Annotated in this window: 22 protein-coding genes and 1 pseudogene; 12 read left to right on the top strand and 11 right to left on the bottom strand. The window is 61.9% G+C overall.

What is annotated here, in order from left to right; all coding sequences use genetic code 11:
- Nucleotide 1 precedes the first annotated feature (1 nt).
- The 10 genes and pseudogenes from H2170_00115 (at nucleotide 2) to H2170_00070 (ending at nucleotide 8566) form a co-directional block, all read left to right on the top strand.
- Nucleotides 2-1483, top strand: a complete 1482-nt coding sequence (locus H2170_00115; GenBank protein MCS6298499.1) for an FAD-dependent oxidoreductase — start codon at nucleotides 2-4, stop codon at nucleotides 1481-1483.
- Nucleotides 1476-2168, top strand: coding sequence for a carbohydrate-binding family 9-like protein (locus tag H2170_00110; protein ID MCS6298498.1), 693 nt, complete (start codon nucleotides 1476-1478; stop codon nucleotides 2166-2168). The genes H2170_00115 and H2170_00110 overlap by 8 nt, the downstream gene beginning before the upstream one ends.
- Nucleotides 2169-2213: 45 nt before the next feature.
- Nucleotides 2214-2595: pseudogene (locus H2170_00105) on the top strand (FAD-dependent oxidoreductase).
- 297 nt (nucleotides 2596-2892) lie between these two features.
- On the top strand, nucleotides 2893-3231 hold the full coding sequence (locus H2170_00100) for an acetylxylan esterase (GenBank protein MCS6298497.1): 339 nt from the start codon (nucleotides 2893-2895) through the stop codon (nucleotides 3229-3231).
- Between the two features lie 177 nt (nucleotides 3232-3408).
- Nucleotides 3409-3753 (top strand): hypothetical protein, encoded by a 345-nt coding sequence (locus H2170_00095; GenBank protein ID MCS6298496.1) that lies wholly within the window; start codon nucleotides 3409-3411, stop codon nucleotides 3751-3753.
- A 54-nt stretch (nucleotides 3754-3807) separates the two neighbouring features.
- A complete protein-coding gene (locus tag H2170_00090) occupies nucleotides 3808-4080 on the top strand; it encodes a hypothetical protein (GenBank protein ID MCS6298495.1) in 273 nt (90 codons plus the stop codon).
- A 615-nt stretch (nucleotides 4081-4695) separates the two neighbouring features.
- Complete coding sequence (locus H2170_00085; protein MCS6298494.1) at nucleotides 4696-5055, top strand: hypothetical protein; 360 nt, start codon at nucleotides 4696-4698, stop codon at nucleotides 5053-5055.
- Entirely contained in the window at nucleotides 5052-6518 is a 1467-nt protein-coding gene (locus H2170_00080; GenBank protein ID MCS6298493.1) for an IS21 family transposase, read from the top strand. Before H2170_00085 ends, H2170_00080 begins: the two co-directional genes overlap by 4 nt.
- On the top strand, nucleotides 6515-7282 hold the full coding sequence (locus H2170_00075; GenBank protein MCS6298492.1) for an ATP-binding protein: 768 nt from the start codon (nucleotides 6515-6517) through the stop codon (nucleotides 7280-7282). Before H2170_00080 ends, H2170_00075 begins: the two co-directional genes overlap by 4 nt.
- A gap of 318 nt (nucleotides 7283-7600) precedes the next feature.
- Nucleotides 7601-8566, top strand: a complete 966-nt coding sequence (locus tag H2170_00070) for an FAD-dependent oxidoreductase (GenBank protein MCS6298491.1) — start codon at nucleotides 7601-7603, stop codon at nucleotides 8564-8566.
- A 138-nt stretch (nucleotides 8567-8704) separates the two neighbouring features.
- Here the strand turns inward: H2170_00070 and H2170_00065 are convergent, their stop codons facing one another.
- Entirely contained in the window at nucleotides 8705-9679 is a 975-nt protein-coding gene (locus H2170_00065) for a transposase (GenBank protein ID MCS6298490.1), read from the bottom strand.
- 743 nt (nucleotides 9680-10422) lie between these two features.
- On the opposite strand from H2170_00065, the gene H2170_00060 reads away from it, so the two are divergent.
- Both H2170_00060 and H2170_00055 read left to right on the top strand, forming a co-directional pair.
- Complete coding sequence (locus tag H2170_00060; GenBank protein ID MCS6298489.1) at nucleotides 10423-10614, top strand: hypothetical protein; 192 nt, start codon at nucleotides 10423-10425, stop codon at nucleotides 10612-10614.
- A gap of 34 nt (nucleotides 10615-10648) precedes the next feature.
- On the top strand, nucleotides 10649-12238 hold the full coding sequence (locus tag H2170_00055) for a transposase (protein MCS6298488.1): 1590 nt from the start codon (nucleotides 10649-10651) through the stop codon (nucleotides 12236-12238).
- Between the two features lie 204 nt (nucleotides 12239-12442).
- Here the strand turns inward: H2170_00055 and H2170_00050 are convergent, their stop codons facing one another.
- From H2170_00050 to H2170_00005, 10 genes are read right to left on the bottom strand one after another with little or no spacing between them, the layout of a single operon-like run.
- On the bottom strand, nucleotides 12443-17005 hold the full coding sequence (locus tag H2170_00050; protein ID MCS6298487.1) for a glycosyltransferase: 4563 nt from the start codon (nucleotides 17003-17005) through the stop codon (nucleotides 12443-12445).
- 36 nt (nucleotides 17006-17041) lie between these two features.
- On the bottom strand, nucleotides 17042-17725 hold the full coding sequence (locus tag H2170_00045; protein MCS6298486.1) for a PIG-L family deacetylase: 684 nt from the start codon (nucleotides 17723-17725) through the stop codon (nucleotides 17042-17044).
- Nucleotides 17722-18447: a WbqC family protein gene (locus tag H2170_00040; GenBank protein ID MCS6298485.1), complete on the bottom strand. Its 726-nt coding sequence runs from the start codon at nucleotides 18445-18447 to the stop codon at nucleotides 17722-17724. Before H2170_00040 ends, H2170_00045 begins: the two co-directional genes overlap by 4 nt.
- Nucleotides 18444-19073 (bottom strand): class I SAM-dependent methyltransferase, encoded by a 630-nt coding sequence (locus H2170_00035; GenBank protein ID MCS6298484.1) that lies wholly within the window; start codon nucleotides 19071-19073, stop codon nucleotides 18444-18446. The genes H2170_00040 and H2170_00035 overlap by 4 nt, the downstream gene beginning before the upstream one ends.
- Nucleotides 19070-20011, bottom strand: coding sequence for a formyltransferase (locus H2170_00030; GenBank protein ID MCS6298483.1), 942 nt, complete (start codon nucleotides 20009-20011; stop codon nucleotides 19070-19072). Before H2170_00030 ends, H2170_00035 begins: the two co-directional genes overlap by 4 nt.
- A gap of 2 nt (nucleotides 20012-20013) precedes the next feature.
- Nucleotides 20014-20508: a class I SAM-dependent methyltransferase gene (locus tag H2170_00025; protein MCS6298482.1), complete on the bottom strand. Its 495-nt coding sequence runs from the start codon at nucleotides 20506-20508 to the stop codon at nucleotides 20014-20016.
- A 45-nt stretch (nucleotides 20509-20553) separates the two neighbouring features.
- Nucleotides 20554-21642, bottom strand: a complete 1089-nt coding sequence (locus H2170_00020; protein ID MCS6298481.1) for an IS630 family transposase — start codon at nucleotides 21640-21642, stop codon at nucleotides 20554-20556.
- Nucleotides 21639-21869 carry a hypothetical protein gene (locus tag H2170_00015; protein ID MCS6298480.1) on the bottom strand — a complete coding sequence of 77 codons (231 nt, stop codon included), beginning with the start codon at nucleotides 21867-21869 and terminating at the stop codon, nucleotides 21639-21641. The genes H2170_00020 and H2170_00015 overlap by 4 nt, the downstream gene beginning before the upstream one ends.
- Nucleotides 21866-22894 carry an N-acetylneuraminate synthase family protein gene (locus H2170_00010; protein ID MCS6298479.1) on the bottom strand — a complete coding sequence of 343 codons (1029 nt, stop codon included), beginning with the start codon at nucleotides 22892-22894 and terminating at the stop codon, nucleotides 21866-21868. The genes H2170_00015 and H2170_00010 overlap by 4 nt, the downstream gene beginning before the upstream one ends.
- Nucleotides 22891-23040, bottom strand: coding sequence for a hypothetical protein (locus H2170_00005; protein ID MCS6298478.1), 150 nt, complete (start codon nucleotides 23038-23040; stop codon nucleotides 22891-22893). Before H2170_00005 ends, H2170_00010 begins: the two co-directional genes overlap by 4 nt.
- Nucleotides 23041-23057: the final 17 nt, after the last annotated feature.

The following is a 23057-nucleotide window of genomic DNA, read 5'->3' as shown; positions in this document are numbered from 1 at the left end:
CATGTCCAAATCTCATTACGATCTCTGCGTGGTTGGCGCTGGCAGCGGGGGCATTGGAGCTGCGCTGGCCGGAGCCCGAGCGGGCTTGTCGGTTTTACTGGTGGAGAAGTCAGACACGCTCGGCGGCAACGCTGTCCGGGGCGGGGTTCACAATTGGGAGCCGGGGGTGGGCGGGACGGATTTTCCGTATGAGATTTACCGCCGTCTGCGTGCGATTCCGGGAGCGGTGACGATCACTAAAATGGGTCGCCATTGCTGCGCGCCGGCACCCGGCAAGCCAGCTTATCCGGGAGGCGAGGTTTTGCCTGATCCTCTCGCCCGCTACGCCGATTCTTTGCAGAGGCACTCGCTCAAGGAACTTTCGTTACTAGAAAAATTTGGCCCGCAGACTCTGTTCCGGGCCGTAGTGTTTGAGCCACATGCCTACTCAAGTGTTGTGGGCGAAATGCTCGCGGAAACGGGCAACTGCACAATTCTCATGGAAACCGCCTTTCGCGATGTGTGCGTGCAGGAAGGTCGTATCACGAGTCTCGTGCTGGACAACGGAGACGTGGTGAAGGCTTCGTTTTACGTCGATGGCACCGCCGACGCCAAGCTCTGTCAGGCCGCTGGCTGCACACTGATGCGTGGCCAGGAAGGACGGGAGGCCTTTGGCGAGCCTGACGCGCCGGAACAACCCTCTTCTAAGGTGAATGCCGTGACTCTCATCTATCGGGTCAAGCCCCGCGATGAGGTAGCGATTGATCCGCTGCCGCCGGATGTTCCTTCGGACTGCTGGTGGCAGGCCCGTTTCCCTGCTTCCCTCAATTCCTCCTACCCGAACGGTGACCTGAATATCAACATGCTGCCGACGATGCAGGGCGAGGAGTTTCTGCGGCTCGGTTACCCTGCGGCTTACACCGAGTGCCGCCGCCGCGTGCTCGCCCACTGGCATTACCTCCAGACGCGCCCGGATTTTCCCGAGTTCCAGCGTTACACGATCTCCTGGATCGCGCCGGCGCTGGGCGTTCGCGAGACCGTGCGCGTGGTGGGAGAATACGTTTTGACCCAGTATGACCTGATGGCCGGACTCAGCCGGCAGGAGCATCCGGACATTATCACGATCGCCGACCACGCACTGGATCGTCACGGCGATAGTGGGGGATGTGTGGAGTTAAAGGAACCCTACGGCGTTCCCTACCGCTGCCTGCTGCCCAAGGGAATCAACAACCTTCTCGTCGCCTGTCGCGGTGCGAGTTTCAGCTCCATCGCCGCCTCGAGTTGCCGGCTCTCCCGCACGATGATGGCACTAGGCCACGCCGCCGGAACAGCCTGCGCGCTGGCCAAGGAAAAATCCTTATCGTTGCGCGAAGTGCCCGCTAGCGAGCTGCGGCGCTGCCTCCGCAAGGAACATGTCGAACTCGAATGGCCCCGCCCTATCGTTGAAACAGAACGTCTGATTAATTCGCAGGCCCAAAGCGTAGAAAAACCTCTTTATGTCTGATTCTCAAACAACCCAAGCCGGAGGATGTGATCCGGTTGCTCCCATGGAAAAGCATCTGCACTGCCCAAATACCGAGGACTGTTGTTTGACGGACTGGATGGACCGCCCGCCAGGTGACGAGCCCGTCTTGATCATGCGGCAGGCGTGGAAGACGCATTCTGACCTCATAGGAGGCAACGTGCGCCTGGCCTGGAATGGGGAAAGTCTTTTGATTCACGCCACGCTGCCCGACCGGGATATTTTCAACCCAGTGACAGAGTTCAACGAACCCGCCTACCTCAAAGGCGATGTATTTGAGATTTTCCTTCGTCCGGTTTCACAGGCCGCCTATTACGAGTTGCACATCTCACCGTCCAACCAACATTACCAAGCTCGGTTTCCGAAGAACTTGGCGGAAGCGCAAGAGGGCGAGATCATTCGCTCTAAACCCGTCACCGTGCCCCTCAAAAGTGTCGTTCGCATCGACCGTCCGAATGAACGGTGGGAGGTTTTTGCAGAAATCCCTTTAGACGCGATTTCAGAGAATTCGATCCAACCCGGATCGCAGCTGCTCGCTTCATTTTCCCGCTACGACTACACACGAACGGCGGATGGTATGACCCAGGAGCTTTACTCGACCTCACTACACAAGAAACTCTCCTTCCATCGGCAGCAGGAGTGGACGCTGGTTACCCTTGGATTCTAAACTGCCACACATCCATGATGATAGCGCTGATGCCGGGTTAACTCTATGCCAACTCCTGCAAATCCCGACCCAACGGTTTTTTCCGAACCCACCCCTAGGACTCATTTGGCGGCAAACTGCGATGTCCTTGCCTGCGGCGGCGGTCCGACTGGAATTGCTGCCACCATCGCATTCGCTCGCAAGGGTTGCCCGCGCAACTTTAATCGAATTGCACGGCCGTCTCGGGGGTGTCTGGACGGCGGGGGCGCTGAGCTGGATTCTCGATCACGAGAACAAACCGGGCATAATGGCGGAGATCCTCGAACGTTTACAGGCCGGAGGCTTTCGCTCGCGCCTCGCCGACGGCACTTGGACCAACGCCTACGACCCCGAAGGAATGAAAAGCGTTCTCGAAGAGCTGTGCCTGGAGGCCGTGGTTCACAGCTGAATCGCCAATGACAACACCAATACTCTCTGCATGGAATATGGATTCGCTCTCGGCGGTGCCCCTTGTTTACGCGGATACGGAGAGTAGCGTCGAAGGGCTCAAGGTGATTTTCTACGAGGGGGTTCCATGGAAAGGCAAGCCGACCCGCGTCTTTGAGTATTACGGCATGCCATCCTCGCAGCCAGGCGAAAAGGTTCCCGCCATGGTGCTGGTGCATGGCGGTGGGGGGGGGGGGGGGGGGCGGCATTTATCCCATGGGTAAAGCTGTGGGTGAGTCGCGGTTACGCCGCCATCGCCATGGACACCTGCGGCTGCATCAGCGGAGGCGGCTACGAAAACCATACCCGCCATGCGGATGGCGGCCCTGCCGGTTGGGGCGGGTTTGGTCAGATCGATGAACCCATCGAAGATCAGTGGACATTCCATGCCGTGTCGGCGGTGGTCAGGGCGCACTCGCTGCTCCGATCCTTCCATCAGGTGGACCCAGCAAGGATCGGCGTCACTGGTGTTTCCTGGGGCGGATACCTGACATGCATTGCCGCCGGGATCGATCATCGGTTCGCTTTCGCCGCGCCGGTTTATGGCTGCGGATTCCTGACTGAGAATTCGACGTGGCTGGGGGAGTTTGAAAAATGAAGCCCGGCAGTGCGCAACGCTGGGGGCGCCTATGGGATCCTTCGGGTTACCTGCCGCTGGTGAAGTGCCCCATGCTCTGGGTCAACGGAACTAACGACTTCGCATTTCCAATGGATTCCTGGCAGAAATCTTACCGGTTGCCTGAAGGACAGCGGACCATGTCGCTCCGGGTGGCGCATGGACCATGGGCACGGGCCGGGTGGAAATTCGCCGGAGATCCATGCCCTGGCCAAGGCGCTCTTTCAGGGCGGCAGCCCGCTCGCTCAAATCAGCCAGTGCAGCTTGGAAGGAAGGAATGTTCGCGCCAGCTTTGAGAGCCGGGAGCCCATCACCAAGGCCGAGTTAAGCTATACGACCGACACAGGCCGCTGGGTGGATCGGCACTGGCAGACACGACCGGCGGAGCTGGATGTTTCCGGTGGTATGACCACGGCCACCCTCCCCGCCGCGACAACCGTCTGTTACCTGAATTTATTCGACGCACAGGATTGTGTGGTGAGCAGCGAGCACCTGGTGCTCTGAAAGACGGAACGCCAACGCCTGATTCAATTCAACCACGCAAGTTTTTAGATTCTTATGAAGCAAAACACACCCTCCTGGCTGGCCAACGCCTTCATCTACGACGGTTATTCGCGGAGCATTCTCGATACCAATGGCGACGAGATCGGCATGAGCTATGTCCACGGTCTCGTCCACTGGGAAGACGGCTTCAACCGCACCGGATCACGCGCCCCGATGCAGTGGTCTTCCGCCAAAAACGCCGGCTTCTCTGTGAGCGGCGAGCGGGAAAGCGTCTATTTCTGGCGGTTAGGAATGCACTTCTTCTTCGGTGGATCTTCTTCCCCTTAAAAAGAGTAATACTCTTCTTCCGTGGGTGGGTTTTCTTCCCTGTCCGGCTGGGGATATGAGGGGTGCGAATGGGTGGAGATTGAACCGGCGGGACGCTTGGCGGATGCACAGCGATGCATCCAACCGGTTCACGCAAGTGTTTGCACTGTGTCGATTTCTTTCTGCCCGACGCGCATAACCGCGAGCGTCAGCGCTACTGCGGGAAGCCGGGATGCCGACGGGCGAGCCGGGCGGCCAGTCAGGCCAAATGGTTGGCGAAGCCGGAGAACCTCGACCACTGGAAAGGCCCAGAAAATGTCCAACGGGTGCAGGAGTGGCGGAAGGCCAATCCGGGGTACTCAAGGCGGAGGGGGCCGCGACGGCGGGTGGCGTTACAAGACATCCCAACTACGCAATCCGTTGTGCACCAGCCTAAAGCCGAGCCGGTCGCCGAGGTGGCGTTACCGAATCCCTGCGTGCCGTTACAAGACAGATGGGAGTCGCAAAACCCTGTGCTCGTGGGGCTTATCGCGCAGTTCGCCGGAGTGACGTTACAAGAGGACCTCGAACCCATGCTGCGACACCTGCAATCCCGGGGGCGGGTGATCCTGGGCATCGACGTCCAGCCGCCCGATTATGCAAAAACAACCGATCGATCGCGAACAACTCCGGCGCACGCCGGCCCAGTTTAGCTGGCTGGACCACCGGCTGGTGCGGGGCAATTACCTGGGGCGGGCCAGTGCCCCCGCCTGGGGCCTCTATCTGGTCCTGGTCACCGTGGGCGACGCCGACGGGCTGAGTTACTACGCCACGCGCACCCTGGCCCGGCTGCTCACGCTCAGCGAGGACGGCCTGGTCGAGGCGCGCCGGCAGTTAATCGAGGCCGGGGTGATCGCCTACGCCGCGCCACTTTACCAGGTGCTCTCCTTGGACCGGGGCAGGCCAACGCACACGCTGGCGGCAACGCCGCCGCCGAGCCGGGAGGTGGGCGCGTGATCGATTACGAACTGTATTGCCGGATAAAACAGGCGGAGGCGGCCGGTCACAGTGCGCCGCAAATCGCCCGCTCGCTCCAGTTGCACGTGCAGACGGTGAGGCGCTGGCAGGCGCAGGAAAAGTACGTGCGCAGCCAGGCCGCGCAGGTGCCTAGGCCAAGCAAGCTCGACGTGCACAAGCCGGCGATCGCGCGCTGGCTGGAGGCCCATCCGTTCACCGCCATGCAGCTCTGGCAAAAGGTGCGCGAGCGGGGGTACACGGGCGGGTATTCAATTTTGAAAGACTACGTGCGGCGGGTGCGGCCGAGGAACCTGGAGGCGTTTCTTACCCTCAAGTTTGCCCCCGGCCAGACCGCGCAGGTGGACTGGGGCAGTTTTGGCGCGGTGGAGGTGGACGGCACCCGGCGGGCTTTAAGTTTTTTCGTCATGGTTTTGGGGTACAGCCGGTTCCTGCATGTGGAATTTACCCTCGGGCAGGGCCAGGAGTGGTGGCTGGGCTGTCACCGGCGCGCCTTTGAAAAACTCGGCGGGGTGCCGCGCGAGGTGATGGTGGACAACTGCAAGACGGCCGTCCTCTCGCATGTGCCCGGGACCGACCCGGTGTACAACGCCCAGTACCTGGACTTTGCCCGGCACTACGGGTTTACGATAAAAGCGTGCGGGCCGGGGCATCCGCAGTCCAAGGGCATGGTGGAAAACGCGGTGGGTTACGTGAAAAAAAGCTTCCTTGGCGGGCGGCAGATGAACGGGTTTACCGAGCTGGGGCCGGCCGCCAGCTTGTGGCTGGAAACGGTGGCCAACGTGCGCGTTCACGCTGAAACCCAGGGCCGGCCGGTGGACCGGCTGCCCGAGGAGCGCGCTGCGCTCCTGCCGCTTAACCCGGTGGCCAGTCCGGCGGTGCGCACCTTAAGCGTGCGGGCGTCGCGGCGGTGCCGGGTGAGTATCGAAACGAACCGCTACTCGGTGCCCACGAAGTTTGCCGGGGCGCTACTCACCGCGCAGATCGAGGGGGCGCAGGTGAGGTTTTATGCGGACCGCACCCTGGTGGCCGAGCATGCCCGCAGTTTTGCCCGCCGCGCCGATGTGGAAAACCCCGAGCATGTGCGCGAACTCGAGGAGCGCAAACGGCAGGGGGCGCGGCAGCGCCTGCGGCTACGGTTTTTGGAACTGAGCCCGGCGGCACCCGCCTACCAACGGGGGCTGGAGGAGCGCCGGCTCAACGCGGGACACCACCTGGCGACTATCGTGGGTTTGGTGGCCCTGTATGGAACGGAGGCAGTCGGCCGGGCGATCGAAAGCGCCCATGAACTCGGCGCCTACTCCAGCGATTACATCCTCAACTTGCTCGAACAACGCGCGCGGGCCTTGCCGCAAGCCGGGCCGATCCACCTCACCCGCGCCGACGCGTTGGCCGCACTGGAACTCGAACTGCGTCCCCCGGATTTAAGCCCCTATACCCAATGAAAACAGAACCCGAAAAAACCGATTTATTAAAAGATCAACTCAAGTACCTGAAACTCGGTTACCTGCTGCGCCACCACGGCGAACTCACGGCCGAGGCGGCCAAGGCGCGCTGTTCGCACGCCGAATTTTTACGCCGACTGGTGCAGGCCGAGACCCAGGACCGCCAGATCCGGGCGCTGGAGCGGCGCATCCAGGCAGCGCGCTTCCCGGTCAAGAAAACCGTCGACCAGTTCCAGTGGGACTGGCCCAAGGAGTTGAACGAAGCGCAGGTGCGGCACCTCTTCGAACTGGGCTTTGTCAAGGAGCGCACCAACGCGGTGTTTTGCGGTGGTGTGGGGCTTGGGAAGACACATCTCGCGAGCGCGTTGGGCTACGCGGCGTGCCAGGCGGGCTACACGGTGCTGTTTACGACGGCGGTGGACGCGATCAACGCCCTGGTCACCGCCCAGTCCCTGCACCGGTTGCAAGCCGAGTTGAAGCGTTACATGACCCCTGCGGTGCTCGTGCTCGATGAGGTCGGCTACCTGCCGCTCGACAAGTCGGGGGCCGACCTGCTCTTCCAGATCGTCAGCCAACGCTACGAACGCGGCTCGCTGATCGTCACCACCAACAAGGCCTACAAACACTGGGCAGGGATCTTTAACAACGACGCTGGCATCACCGCGGCGATCCTGGACCGCCTACTGCACCGGGCCCAGACCGTCGTCATCGAGGGCAAATCCTACCGCATGAAAGACCGCCTGGCCGACGAACCTGCAAGCTGACCGGGCCTGATGATCGGCCCCTGGCGGGGCCGGTCATCGGCTTTTACGACAGGTGATTTTGTAACCGCCAGAAATAGACGGTGTTCGCGCCGCCGCTCACAGCTTCTCCTCTGCCAAGGCGGAAGACCTCCGATCAAAAGTCATGAAGACCCCACTCAAAGACCAAACAAGATCTACAGGACCTCGCGTTTCGCCTGCATACGTTTCCGTACCTCGGGAAGGCTCCAAGCCGCAATGGACACACCGGGAATCAAAGCTCGCGATCAACCTGGCCTCCAGCCGTATCCACGAAGCCATTGTCATTCACTCATAGGCTCTATGAATCCTGATTCGGAAAAAATGTTCGAAACCATTATTGAAGCATCCCGTTCGACGTCCGTGGTGAACCGATCGGACGTTCTGATCTGCGGCGGCGGCCCCGCTGGAATCGCCGCGGCCATCGCCGCCGCCCGTGAGGGTGCCCGCACATCGCTTATTGAGGTGCAAGGGTGCCTTGGCGGGGTCTGGACTGCGGGGGCGCTGAGCTGGATTCTCGATCACGAGAACAAACCGGGCATAATGGCGGAGATCCTCGAACGTTTACAGGCCGGAGGTTTTCGCTCGCGCCTCGCCGACGGCACTTGGACCAACGCCTACGACCCCGAGGGAATGAAAAGCGTTCTCGAAGAGATGTGCATGGAGGCCGGGGTTCACATCCGATTGCACACGCGAGTCGTCGCCGCCGGGGTGGATGAAACCAAACGCCTCACCCATGTGATCACGGAATCAAAGTCCGGTCGCGAAGCCTGGACGGCGGGAATGTTTGTTGATGCCACCGGAGACGGCGATCTCGCGGCAGCGGCGGGTTGCGGATTTGATATGGGACGCGATGAGGACGGCCACACCCAACCGATGAGCCTGATGGCGCTTCTCACCGGCCTCGACGCCGACCAGGTGCGCGTGATCCGAGCCTTCATCGGCGAAGTGACGCGTGCGCTTGCCGGGAAACTGCCGATCAGCGTGCGGGCCCCGCTCTGCGTTGATGTCGCGCTGCGCCGCAAGGGAGACCGCTCGATCCTCCACTTCGTCAACCGCGCCAGCGGCATCCCGAACCAGCCGAACAACGGCGCGATCGACGAGATCCCCAAAGTAGGCCCGATCGTCATCACGATGAAAACCACAAAGCCGCCCACATCGGTTAGCGCAGCGTGGGAAGGCTCTAAGCCGAAGTGGACGCACAAGGGACAAACCCTCACGATCAGTCTCGACACGCTCCACATCCACGAGGCCATCGTCGTACTTTAGCAATCAACGCTTTACGAAGATGAAAAGCTGATGCAAAATGTTAATCCTAAATCCGGCAATAGAAAGTGCGGCCGGCGGGCTTCGCCCGTCAGATAGATGAGGTTGGAGGGTGTTGCGGCAGGCTGAACGCAAGCGCGATCAGCTTGGGGCGGTGGTCAACGGCGGTTCAGGGCCGAGTAAGGGGAAGTTTCCTTGTAAAATCCTCGCTATGATTTGCCCCCAGCGCTGGGCGACACTCCATTGCTGCGCATTATGAAGGATACCATGTAACCATCTGGCCAGCTTTGTGATGAGTTCACACAGGCGAGGTGCCTCGGCATGGCTCAAGCGCACGTCCAGGCGGCGTTGACCGGGGTGTTCGCTCTGCCGGGTCGTTCCGCAGAGCAAACGGGGACGTGTGCTCACCGCCTCGTGGTGCTGACCGGGTTGAAGCAGGCGGTGATAGAGCGTCCACCAGTTGTAAACCAGTGCGGCCAAACGCGCGGCGTGCTGACAGGAGTTTAGCTCCTGGGCGGTAAACCCCGACCAGCTCCACTGGTTCTTGAGCTCGTCGAAGGGGTTTTCCGCGCCCCCACGTTCCCGATACAGGGTGGCCAGGGTAAGGATCTCGTAGGGCAGGCTCGTAACGAGGATCTGATGTTCGTAGATGATCGGCTCGCAGGCGGCCGCGTCGGGGATGTTTAGCAGCAAAGCGTGGTCAGCTTGCTCGCGCACGAGGCGGCGGCGGGCCCGGGGATGGCGTTGGTCGTTGAGGCGACGGCGCAAGACCACCACGCGGCGGGCCCGGCTCCAGCCTTGCAGGCGCAGGCAGCTTTCGCAGCCCTGCCAGCCTTGTCCGGCGTCGGTCCAAGCGGTGGTGGTGGTGGTGGTGCGTTCAAGCGCGGCCACCAGCTCGCGGGCCTTGGCGGTGCGGCGCAGTTTGAACAAATAGTTGAGTTTACGCGCTTCAGCTTCACTGAGCAGCGCCTCCTGGCCATAGGCGCAGTCACCGCGCAAAAGATGGGGCCGGCGCTCGGCTGGCAGTCGGTCGATGAGCGCCCACAGCCCCGCAAAACCATGTCCGGCGGCGGATTGATCGCCGGGGTGCACCTCCACGTCCAGACACAGGCGCAAGGTGGCGATCCAGTAGGTGTGGTAGGCGTGGCTGGGGCGTCCGGGCTTTTGTGAGCGGCGAGCGGGAAAGCGTCTATTTCTGGCGGTTAGGAATGCACTTCTTCTTCGGTGGATCTTCTTCCCCTTAAAAAGAGTAATACTCTTCTTCCGTGGGTGGGTTTTCTTCCCTGTCCGGCTGGGGATATGAGGGGTGCGAATGGGTGGAGATTGAACCGGCGGGACGCTTGGCGGATGCACAGCGATGCATCCAACCGGTTCACGCAAGTGTTTGCACTGTGCCGATTTCTTTCTGCCCGACGCGCATAACCGCGAGCGTCAGCGCTACTGCGGGAAGCCGGGATGCCGACGGGCGAGCCGGGCGGCCAGTCAGGCCAAATGGTTGGCGAAGCCGGAGAACCTCGACCACTGGAAAGGCCCAGAAAATGTCCAACGGGTGCAGGAGTGGCGGAAGGCCAATCCGGGGTACTCAAGGCGGAGGGGGCCGCGACGGCGGGTGGCGTTACAAGACATCCCAACTACGCAATCCGTTGTGCACCAGCCTAAAGCCGAGCCGGTCGCCGAGGTGGCGTTACCGAATCCCTGCGCGGCGTTACAAGACAGCTGGGAGTCGCAAAACCCTGTGCTCGTGGGGCTTATCGCGCAGTTCGCCGGAGTGACGTTACAAGAGGACCTCGAACCCATGCTGCGACACCTGCAATCCCGGGGGCGGGTGATCCTGGGCATCGACGTCCAGCCGCCCGATTATGCAAAAACAACCGATCGATCGCGAACAACTCCGGCGCACGCCGGCCCAGTTTAGCTGGCTGGACCACCGGCTGGTGCGGGGCAATTACCTGGGGCGGGCCAGTGCCCCCGCCTGGGGACTTTATCTGGTCCTGGTAACCGTGGGTGACGCCGACGGGCTGAGTTACCCTAAATCCGGCAATAGAAACTAGCCAAAAATCACGCAGGTGATTGTTTGGCTGTCATATGCCGCCGTTTTTACCGCCGGAAAAAGCTCACCCCGAGGGTGAGTCAGAAAACCCTGATCACAAGGCAACGCCAAGCGATGCCGCCGAGGTGTTGATTGTGGATACACCCGGAGGACGTTTTCGTGCGCAGTTCGCCCCAGAGTTGCCGGTGAGCCCCTTGGGGGCACTGGTGTTTTTCACGCAGTACTTGTGTGCGACAGGAGGCTTCGAGGCACTGGTTGCGGACACGCCGCTTTGTTACAGCAGCAACCGCGCACACCGCCCTCGCGACGTGATTGGAACCCTGCTTTTGGGGATGCTCTCCGGGCACTATCGCTACGCGCACCTCGCGGCCCTGCGCGGCGACGACATTGCCCCGAGCCTGCTCGGACTTAAGTCGATTGTCAGCGAGGATTGTGTGCGCCGGGCGCTGGCTCGCATCGGTGCCGAGCAGGGGCAGGACTGGTTGCGGCGTCACCTCGACCAAACCTGTCATGGGTTTTTGGATAACCAGTGGATCCTCGACATCGATGTCACCATCAAGCCCATCTATGGACGTCAGGAAGGTGCCAGCATCGGCTATAACCCGCAAAAGCCCGGACGCCCCAGCCACGCCTACCACACCTACTGGATCGCCACCTTGCGCCTGTGTCTGGACGTGGAGGTGCACCCCGGCGATCAATCCGCCGCCGGACATGGTTTTGCGGGGCTGTGGGCGCTCATCGACCGACTGCCAGCCGAGCGCCGGCCCCATCTTTTGCGCGGTGACTGCGCCTATGGCCAGGAGGCGCTGCTCAGTGAAGCTGAAGCGCGTAAACTCAACTATTTGTTCAAACTGCGCCGCACCGCCAAGGCCCGCGAGCTGGTGGCCGCGCTTGAACGCACCACCACCACCGCTTGGACCGACGCCGGACAAGGCTGGCAGGGCTGCGAAAGCTGCCTGCGCCTGCAAGGCTGGAACCGGGCCCGACGTGTGGTGGTCTTGCGCCGTCGCCTCAACGACCAACGCCACCCCCGGGCCCGCCGCCGCCTCGTGCGCGAGCAAGCCGACCACGCTTTGCTGCTGAACATCCCCGACGCGGCCGCCTGCGAGCCGATCATCTACGAACATCAGATCCTCGTTACGAGCCTGCCCTACGAGATCCTTACCCTTGCCACCCTGTATCGGGAACGTGGGGGCGCGGAAAACCCCTTCGACGAGCTCAAGAACCAGTGGAGCTGGTCGGGGTTTACCTCCCAGGAGCTAAACTCCTGTCAGCACGCCGCGCGTTTGGCCGCACTGGTTTACAACTGGTGGACGCTCTATCACCGCCTGCTTCAACCCGGTCAGCACCACGAGGCGGTGAGTACACGTCCCCGTCTGCTCTGCGGAGCGACCCGGCAGAGCGAACACTCCGGTCAACGCCGCCTGGACGTGCGCTTGAGCCATGCCGAGGCACCTCGCCTGAGTGAACTCATCACAAAGCTGGCCAGATGGTTACATGGTATCCTTCATAATGCGGAGCAATGGAGTGTCGCCCAGCGCTGGGGGCAAATCGTAGCGAGGATTTTACAGGAAAACTTCCCTGTACTCGGCCCTGAACCGCCTTTGGCCACCGCCCCAAGCTGATCGCGCTTCCGTTCAGCCTGCCGCAGCACTCTCCACCCTCATCTATCCGACGGGCAACGCCCGCCGGCCGCACTTTCTATTGCCGGATTTAGGATTAAGGTTTTGATGCGCAAACGCGATTAACCACGGGCCGTTGGGCTGGGGCAGGCCCAGCCCAACGGGGGGCGCAACACCGCCCCTCGTGACCACCCCGCCCGCATCTCCTTAACTCAGGCCGAGCGCCTTGAGCGTGGCGGTGATCAACTGGAGGGTTTTTTCCAGCATCTGTTCCTGCCGGAAAAGCCCGCTCGCCCGTTCGTGCGACCGCCGGCCGCGCTCGCGCAACCCAGCTCGGTCCTTACTCCACTCCACGAGCGTCTGGGCCATCACCCGGCTCGTCGCCAGAGGATCGCGGTTGGGATCGGGCAAAAGTTGCCCAGTGTCACCGAGTTCCTCCGGGATGCCGCCGACAGCGGTGGCGATCACCGGCACCCCGCGCGCCATCGCCTCAATGATACTCAGCGGCATCGCCTCGTGCAGGGAGGGCAAAATGAACGCATCGGCCCCCGCGAGTAGTTCAGGTACATCCCAACGATAACCGAGGAAGCGCACGTGCGCCGCGAGCTGGTCCTGGGCGACCTGGTCCTCGATCTGCCCGCGTAGTTCGCCTTCCCCTACCCAGATGAATTGCACTCCCTCAAGCGCACCGGCCGAACGCAGGTGTTTCATCGCCTCGATCTGAAACGGGTAACCCTTGCCGCTATCGAAGCGCGCCGCCGTGAGGACAACCAACGTCGAGTCGGTGACGCCCCACTGCTGACGTACCCGCTGGCGCTCGGCTGGATCAACCGGCGCGAAATACGACGCTGGCCGGCCGTTGTAGATCACCTGGCCGCGCCCCTCCGCCAGGCCGAAACAACTCTGCAAGACCCGGCGGCTGCTCTCGGAAACGGCGACCACTTCGGCGGCGGCGGCCAGCAGCCTAGCCACCTCGGGCAGACTGGCTTTGAAGCGGTCGGCCAGGTAGGCCGCCTCCGAGTGGCAGATCACCATGTAGGCGTGCCCACTGCGCGCGGCATAACGTTTGGCCGCGAGGTGCGACACCGCACAGCAATCGCTAAAATAAATCAGGTCCGGGCGCGCCTGGGCGATGATGCGTTCCGCATCCGCCTCATCGGTCATCGAGCGGGGGAAAATCCCGGAAGCATCGTAGGCCGTCCACACATGGCGGATACCGGCGCGCGCCTGCTCCTGGAGCATGGGCGTAGCCGACTTGGGCTGGGCAACCACCACGACCGCTCCCGCCGCTCGCAGGGCTAGACTGAGGTGGTGGTTATAATGGGCCGCGCCCCCCTGCCCCTCGTCGTCGGCGTAGAGCAAAACCCGCTTGCCGGCTAAACCGGCGAAGGTCGCTTTCGCCCCGGCCGACGCTGCGGCCGCGTCGACACGCACCCGCGCCCGCCCTGCGCAGGAGGACTGAATCGCTTCCCAGACCCACAACGGAGCTTGATCCCAAGCCGTGTCGGACGGCACCGCCTCCGGATGCAACCAGGCCACCAGAACGGACTGAGCCCAGCCTGCCGAACCCGGGGCGCTGATCGCACCGGGTTTAACCGGCGCGGCGGACAATCCCATGCCAGCCCCGCTGACCGCCTCCCAGATCGCGCCAAAATTACTCGCAAACAGCCCCCGCACCTCCGCGGGCGGAAGCGCGAGCAAACGCCGGGCGCATTCATCGCCGAGTTCCTGTAATTGCCCGCGCAACTCCTCGTTGGTCGAATCGTTGCGCGCCTCCTCGGCCAGGGCGGCGACCGCCGCCACATCGTCGGCCGTAAAATCACCTTCGCTGGCCGCCGGCGTCACCTCACCGGCGATCGGCTGCGGCCGGGGCATCCCTGCCAGCGCCGCTTCCATCAGATCGGCCAGCCCCGCCTCGAGCGCGGTCGAGCGCCAAGCGCGCACCACTGCCTCGGCCAAATCGGCGCGCCCCAGCCGCACCAACGCCCAGGCCAAGCTCCAGGCCCCCCTGCCCTCGCGGCGCGGCGGCGTCATCTGCGCCAGCCCTGCCCGCACGAGGCTTCGCCAGTCCCCGCTCAAGGCGAGTGGCTGCGCGTTGTTCGAAACAAACTCCGGGGTCCACGCTTGCGCCGCTTGGCGAGCGGCGGCGGCCAGGTCGGGGTGCATCGTGCGCTGCCAGCAGGTCGCTTGCACCGTGAGCACAAACGGATCGGCCCCCACGGCGGCGAGCCACTGTCCGGCCAGCTGCGCGCCCAACATCCAGTCGTGATGGCGCCAGGCCAACAACAACTCGGCGGTGAGCTGCCCCGCCGCCTCGGGGGCGTCACCGACGGTGGCCCCGGCGAGCCGATCACGGCGAGCCTGCAACAGTGCGACCTCCTTACGAAAACGATCGACCGCCGCCGGAGTAAACAGCGCGGGGACATCTTGCCCCTGGCTGCGCAGGAGCCGGGCGGCCGCCTGCAATTCGGTGGCGGTGAAGGCGCCGGGATTGTTCAACGTCAGCCGGGCGACGCGTTGCTGATGCGAGCCGGTGGTCTGCGAAAACACTCCGGTATCCTTCTCGTTATAAAGCAGGCCGGGACGCGAAAGGTGTACCACCTTTACCTCCAGCAGAGCGATCGCCACCCAGAAATCCCAGTCCTCATAGCCGCGAATATTGTCCCGGTATCCGCCGATCCGGCACCACAGTTCGCGTTTATACAGCGAGCAATAGACGAGCTGGTTGCCCAGCTTCATCGATGCTACAGAAAACTGCCCCGCGACCACCTGCTTGGCCTGGCCGTTTTTAATATAAATCGGGTCAGCATAAATGAGCCCGACGGTGGGCTGGTCCTCGATGGCCTCACAGCAGGCCTCAATGTAGCCGGGATCAATCCGGTCGTCGGCATCGACTGGCAGGATGTAATCGCCGCGCGCCTGGTGGATGCCGGCGTTGCGGGCCAGCGCCGGTTGGCCGGAGTTGGCCTGACGCAGAAGCCGGATATTGGCCTGGGGAAACGCGGCAATGCAGCGCTCGGCAACCAAAGCGCTGTCGTCGGTGCTACCATCATCGACGATGATGATCTCATCCACCGGCCGGGTTTGCTCGACGACACTGCGCACACACGGGAGGAGGAAATCGGCATAGTTATAACACGTCACCACCGCGCTGATGGTCACACCCTCGGCGCGGCCCGAGCGATAACCGCCCTGCCGCTCATAACGCTCCAAAGCGGCGGTCTCGGCGGAATCGTCGGTTAATGAACGGCCGCTCACCTCGGGAACCAGTGAATTCTCACCCAGGACGATGCCAGCGACCGCATCGAGGCACGCGTGGCGGCCAGGTTTGAAATCCTCGAGGGTCTGGGCGCGCAGTTCGCCGGTGTGCGGATCGGGCATGGCCACCAGTGGGAACGCGATTTGCCAACGGTAGAGGTAAGCGTAAATGAACCGGTAAGCGGTGCGCATCCGCGCCAACTTCTCGGCCAGCGTGCTGGGCGCGGCGAGAGTGCTGCGGAGCAAATCGCCGTAGCCGGAGGAATCCATGATCTGCGGCAGGACCTGGGCATAGGTCCATTGGCAACGGGCGGCCACCAACACCGGTTTGCCCCGTCCTAACATCTCCAGCCCAGCAGTGCTGCCGAAAACCAAGCCCAGGTCACCCGCCTCCATCAGTGCATAGGAGCTCACCGAGTCCTGGGGCTGAACCAGAAACACGTTGGCCGGAAGCCTCGCTTGCAGTTCCCGGTAATAGCCCAGTTCGTCGAGGTTGACGCCGGTGGATTGTTTACTGCCCGAGTTCGGGTGAGCGCGTATCACGAGCACGGCGTCTGACATGGTCGCAAACTCGGCCACGGTGCGCTCGATCCAAGGAATCTGATCGCCGAAAACGCATTGGTAGTCCTCGCAGGCGATCATCTCATCCATGCTGCTAGTGAACAGCACAGCGACTTTCTTACCGGGGTGCCGGGCCATGAACCCTGGGAAAGCGCCGCTGGACCCGTCGGTGCTGAACGCCCGCCAGTTGAGGTTTTTGCCCTTGGCGCGGTCCGCCAGCCATTTGGCGGCCAGGGTCGCCTCCGGTCCATTCAGGGGGACTGCGCCCCACTTTTCCGCCATCTCGGCAAAGACCCCGAACGAAATGCAGTGGTTGTTTTCCCAAAGCGCGAGCGACTCGCGCAGCACGCCGCGCTCGTGGCAGACCACCCGGATGCCGCGCAGTCTGGCGAGCTCGAGGGCGATGTTGGGATAGGACATGCGGCCGTTGAACAACACGACCACGTCGGGGCGTTTCTCGGTCAACACGCGCTGAATCGCCTGTAGCGCGACAGCTCCATGGTAAAGGTAGCTGCGCAGGCTCCGGGCATGCCCCGGGTTGGCCGGATCAAGTACGTTGACGCGCAGGTGGGTGTGAACCGAGGACTTGATCCACGTGGCCAAGGGGAAGCCAAGAAACTCCGCCTGTAGCAGCCCGGTGTTGGGCAACGCGTCGACAAACCCGCGCGCGGCGATTTTCTCCTCGGGTCGGGTGTAAGCGCCGAGCGGATCGACGGGCAAGTGATACTGCTTGAGGAAGGCATTGACCTCACGTTGGCAAACCTCGCAGGCACAGGCGGGACGTGGGCCGACGGTGGCCTCCCAGTACAGATCGCAGTCGCCAAAAACCCCGTCGCAGTGGATGTAATCCACATTAAGCCCGCGGTGCTTAAAGTGGTGAAACAGCCCGACCTCATACAACGCATGCAGTTTCCAAAAAGCGTAGGGCGAAAAGAACAGGATGTTTTTCATCAGGGGACAGAAAGAGGGGGCGGACCAGGAATTGACTTAGCGAAGGCAACGCACGCAGTGGAAGGCCTCAGCGGCGCGCAGGCCGGAGGCGGCCCCGCGCTGGAGGGCTAAGGCGCGCAGGGCCTCGGGCGAGCGCGGGTGCGGGAAGACGCGCGTCTCGCTCTCGTAAACCTGCATGGCCGCGATTTTCGCGTCGAGGTGGTCGGCGATGTCGAAAAAGACCGACGGCTGGAAACGCGGCTCGAATTGACCGAACGCCCACTCCGACGATGACGGCACCTCGTAACTGTAAAGCTCGCGCACAACGCCTCCGGCCATCGGGCGGGTGGCGGTCAGGGTGGCGCGGAAGGTGATAACGTGATCGAGGTTCAAATCCCCGCCGTGCTGGGTGAAGACGATCGACGGCTGCACGCGGGCGATCTCACGCTCGATTGTCTGGGTGATGTCGAGCAGCGGCAGGGTGTCCATGCGCTGGTCGGGGAAGCCGGCCACGTTGACTTCGCGCACGCCAAGCAGCGCACCGGCGCGGCGAGCGCGCTCGTGGTGGACTTTGAGCATTTCGGCGTCGCGCACCGGATCGAAGCCGGGGCGCGAGGTGAGGCCGTTGGCGAGAATGAGCACGGAGACGGCGGCGCCCTCGGCGGCGAACTTCGCCAGGGTGCCCCCGCAGCCGAGCACTTCGTCATCAGGATGGGCGGCGATTACAAGAATTCGGTTCATAAAAGGTCGGCTTTAACCAGTGAAGTTTCGCTGCTGCGCAGGATGTCGCCAGCAGCCGGGCCTTGGGTGCAAAGCAAGTCCACGACAGACATGTAGGGCTCAAAACCAGGGAAGCCCTGTGCATACTCGGGATGCGCATAATCATGAAACACCAGCTGGATTCCAGCCGCAGCGAAGGCGGCTGCGTCAAGGTACTCCCTGCCGAACGGGCCCGAAATGTAGGTGGTTGCGCCCACCTCGCGGCATAAATTCAGGATGAGCGCATCCTTCTCGCCGCTGGCATTCATGGCCGAGCTGCGCTGAATCGGACAGGTGATGCCCAGAGCGCCACGGAGATAACCGGTGGTCTCCGCCGTGAGCGCATCCAAGTGGGCCCAATCCCGCGCATAGATATCCCCGAAATAGGCCCGGTGCTCGGCAAAGTAAGGCGTGCGGGTGTAGTTGGATTGCAGCGCCCCAAGGTGTTTTTGCCTCCAAGGGGTGTCAGGGGTAATCTCAGCCTCACTGAGGAGCAAGTTGCCGTGCTTGCCCTTTGAGCGGAGCGGCACGGTAAGCCAAATCCAGCCATCCGGCGTGCGGATTTTGTTACGGTTGGCGAACTTGGTCTTGCTGTTGGCATCGATAGCGACGTCGTCCAGCACGATGTGAAGATCGCTTTTGGCGATGCGATCGAAATAGCCCAACCAAGGCAGGTAGGCAGGTTGCATGATGGAGACGATCATGAGGCGAAGGCTGCTTGGTGGAGATAAAGGGTAAAGTCTCCGGGATGATAATCGTGCCGAAGCACAACGGCGGAGGTTAAAGAGCGACAAAATTCAAGGGTGTGCACCGGGTCAGCGTAGAATTCACCGGCATCGCGCCGCGGACTCCAAGTGCTGAGCGAGTTAACGGCCACGCCGCGCCGGGCTAGCCCGAACAACCGGGTCACCATCCGTTCAAGGAACGCTTCGGGCTCGTGTTGCCGCAGGTAGAAAATGCCACTGGCGATAACGTAATCAAACTGGCCGGGGTCGGTCGCCAAAACATTGGCCACTTGAAAATCCACCCCTGGGTGGCGCAAGCGCGCCGCTTCAATCATGCCCGGAGTGATATCCACCCCGACGTAGTCCAGTCCGAGTCCCTGCCGCAGTTGCCAATCATAGAACCCTCCAAGACCACAGCCCACATCAAGCACCCGACAACCGGTCATATCCCCAATTCCAGCCAACACAGCAAAGCGGCGATCCTGACCGGCTTGGCTGCCCCAATTCACCGCCAATGGTCCCTCTTGGTGGCGTTCCAACTGTTTACTGAAAAATGCGATGGTGGTTTGATCATCGCGGGCAGTGGAGGAATCGAGGGAGGTCATTTGCCGCGTAGGGAATTTTGGGGTGAGCCATCGCCAAGGATAACGCCGACGGATGGACGGGCATGAACAACGCCCTCCCATGCACTTTCGATTATAAGAAGGCTGGCGTCTTTACAGGCCACCCGCAGATGGCCGTCGTGCGCAGCCTCCAGAATTTCACCTGGGGCGGGATGGCTCGTGCCCGAAAAGCGCAAAATCTCCCCTGCGCGCCAAAGTCGCACACAGCCACCGAGAGTGGGTGCAAATGCACCAGGATAAGGGCGGGCAACCGCCCGAATGAGATCACGCACCTCACGTGCACTCCGTGTCCAATCAACAGCCCCGTCTGCGGGCGTGCGGCGAGGAAACTCACTGGCCTCGCTTTGATTTTGGGGCCGACGCGTAACCCTCCCGGCAATGTAGGCGGATAAGACCTCGGCCGTGAGGTGTCCGTAAATCGGATAAAGCAAATTGAGCGCATCGCCCACGTCCTGATCAGCGCGTAGCTCATAGGAACTTTGCCCAACGATATCCCCGGTATCCATGCCCGCCTCCACGATATGGGCGGTGAGTCCCAGGCGAGCTTCGCCGCGCAGGATGGCCCAGTTAATCGAAGCCCGGCCCCGATAAGCCGGCAACAGGCTGGGATGGAGATTTACCGCGCCCAGAGAGGCGAGCGCCACTACGTCGGGCGGCAGCAGGTAGCGAAAATCCGCAATCCACAACAAATCGGGAGCACAGGCGCGGATAAATTCCTTCAGCGCTGGGGCCTTGCCCGTCGAGCGGATCGCCGGCACTCCGAGGCGAACGGCCTCAGCGTGAACCGACTCGTAGCGCACGCCGTCCTCGGGGTCATCGGGATGGGCGACCACGCCCACAAGCAGCGCCTGCTGGCGGATGGCCGTGAGTGTGCGTACACCCACGGTGTGGTTGCCGAGGAAGACGACCCGCAGCGACATACTCATAGCTTACGAACGACCACCCTCCACTCAGCGTGGGTACAAGCAGGCGAGGTATCCGCCGAGAGCGCCACCGATTCACTCACGACGTGTTCAAACGAGCCGATTTCCCAGCCATGCGAAAAGCGGGCAAAAATGTCCTCACGCGTGCTGAAATACAATGCGCCAACGCCCACCAAGCTTCCGCTGGTAATATCGGTGGTGCGACCATCCGGCAGTTTAGTCCCCAACTGGGCGCTTAAATGCCGGGAAGAATAGCCGTTATGGAAAAAATATCCGCCCGGTCGCAGCACGCGGTGAATCTCCGTCACCGCCTCCTGCTGCCCAGCGGGCGCAACACAGGTCAGCGAACCGCGGTCCACCACCAAGTCGAAGCTGTCATCGGGCCAAGGCAACTGCCCAAACAAACCCACCCGAAGGTCGCCCTTGAGTCCCTCCTGTTCAAAGCGCCGCCGCGCATGGTCCACGGCCGAAACACTGCCGTCGATACCGGCCACATCGAACCCTTCCCGAGCGGCAAACCACAAGTTGTTATACTATTTCTATGCCAAAACGGGTCTATAGCGTTTGAAGGAACAGTTTGTTTTAGCGAGAAGCCAACCCTCGCCGATCAATTTTCGAACGCGCTCTGGACCGTGCCAGATGGGATGGAGTTTCTCGCTGATGGCCGCTTCGATGTCGCCAAGGGTGTCGTAAAGAATGTTGCCGATGCGGTCCTTGATCAGATCACCAAGTTTTTCGACCGGGTTAAGTTCAGGGCTATAGGGAGGCAGCGAGATAATGCGTACGTTCGGGGGCAGTTGATCGAGCGAGGTGTCGGTGTTCTGGTGGAAACCAGCCTGATCCCAGATGATGACGTGGACTGCTTCGGGATCACGGGTGCTGATTTGGCGAAGAAAGGCGTGGCTCATGTCCAGACTTACTCCATCGGCGAACATGGCTTCGGCCAAACCATCGCCGGCTACCTCGAGCGCGGAGTAAAGATAGCCCCATTGGTAACGAGTGCGGTAAGGCGCAGTGGGGCGGTGCCCCCTTAAAGTCCACACGCGGCGCAAGACACTGATCAGTCCGTAGCGGTGTTCGTCGGCCACCCAAACCCTTACCTTCGTTCCTTTTGGTAAACCCAGCGCGGCTAGGCGAGTGTCCAACTCCCGCTTGAACGCATCGGCTTTGGCAGGATCCTTTTTCGCGTGACTTTTGCGCGGCAACTTCAGCTTCGCCCCCACCCGCCGCAGCCATCCATACACCCCGGGCCGTGACAAGTTCACCCCCTGGCTCTTCGCCCAACGTTGGACTTCTTCGGCCCGCTTCCATCGGCCCTCTTTGAGCCCTTCGATCAACCCGGATTCAGCGCTCGGGGTCACTTGGGTGCTACCCGCCTTCGCGCCCCCTCTGGGCTTATTCTTGAGCCCCTGTACTCCCTCTTTGCGGAAACGTCCGATCCACTCGATCACCCGACTGCGTACCATCCCCGTCAACTCCGCAATCTCCTCCAGGCTATGCTGTCCAGTAAACGCCAACCTCACGGCCATCAACCTGGCCTTTGGCAATCCTGCCTGCTCCTCCCCGGCCAACAGCGCCTTCACCTCTTTTCGCCCCTGCTCATCCACCAACTTGATTTTCGGTTTCATTGGTTTCCCCTAAAGCAGCAATCATTCCAATAGACCTGTTTAGCTAAATAAACGGTATTACCCGCTCCGCAACCCACTTCGAGTATACGGATTTCCTGCGGCGCGCGGCCTGTGGGGCGATAGCGATAAACAAAACTGACTACCGCATCAAAGGGGTAGCGGTTGAGGTGCCGACCTTGCGAATAAATGGCATCTTCCCAAGCCGGGTCGATTGGAGCTGTATTCATGATAAAAGTGTAAGTAGTTGTTGTTCAGTAAATGGTTCACCGCGTTTGAGCTGGCCAGGCAGGCGAAGGCCCACCAGCCGCTCAACCTGCGACGGGGGAAGACCGGTGGCCGGGCGCCGGAAGGCGATGTCCCCCGCTTCAACAACGTGAGCTGCCGGCAAATCCCGGGCTGCCACGCAAGACAGGCGAAAATCAACGCGGGAACGCTTCTCGGCCGCGGTCGGTCCGAGGTCGGCGTGGCCCAGCAGGGTCTCGGCGTCTCGCACCCGGCGTACGAGTTCAGCAAACTCCGCCGGATCGGAGGAGAACCACTGGTCGGGCCCCGGCAAAGTGCGATCGGTGGTGAAATGCTTCTCCACCATAACGGCGCCCAAACACACCGCGGCGACCGCCGCCTCCCAGCCCGCTGTGTGGTCGCTAAAACCCGGGGCGCAGCCGAAACGAGCAGCCAGCGCCGGTATGCGCCGGAGGTGGGCCTGCTCCGGGGGCGTCGGATAGGCCGAGGTGCACGCCAGCAACACCAACTCGCGCCCCCCCGCGCCCCGGTAGGCGTCCACCGCTTCGACAATTTCGACCTCGGTGGCCATGCCAGTTGAAAGAATAGTCGGCAGCCCACTCCGCGCCATGTGCCGGATCAGCGGAAGATGCCCGAGGTAATCAGAACCGTTTTTCAGGTGCGTGGCCCCGGCGCGCACCAGCGCATCCACCCCGGCCGAGCTGGTCGGCGTGCTGAAAAACATCACCCCGCACGCGTCGCAACAGGCCTTCAGCCGCGCCAGATCAGCGTCGCCAAGCTCGCAGCGCTTAAACATCGCGAACTGCGATTCGGTGATCTCCCGCCCCTGGCTACGGTAGGTATAGGTGAGCGCATGATCGGAGAGAAAATCCTCGGTGGCGTAGTTTTGAAATTTCACCGCATCGGCACCGGCGTCCGCTGCCGCACGTACCATCGCCTCGGCGAGCGCCATGTCACCGTTGTGATTGATGCCGATTTCGGCCACGAGAAGGGGAAGGGGGGGATTCATGGAATTGAAACAGGGGTCTGGGGAGGCGAGGTTAAGCAGGCAACGACCCGAGCCGCGCCATCAGCATCGAAATCGCCAAATTCCGGCCTGGCTGCAAGCAGCGCCGTCAGTTCGGCCGACAAATCGCCGGAAAGCAATTCGCCCATGGTCATCGCGCGAAAGC

The organism is Opitutus sp. (assembly GCA_024998815.1).
Classification (GTDB): domain Bacteria; phylum Verrucomicrobiota; class Verrucomicrobiia; order Opitutales; family Opitutaceae; genus Rariglobus.
The sequence above is the reverse complement of the archived record's forward strand: the minus strand, read 5'-3'. Positions and strand labels throughout refer to the sequence as shown.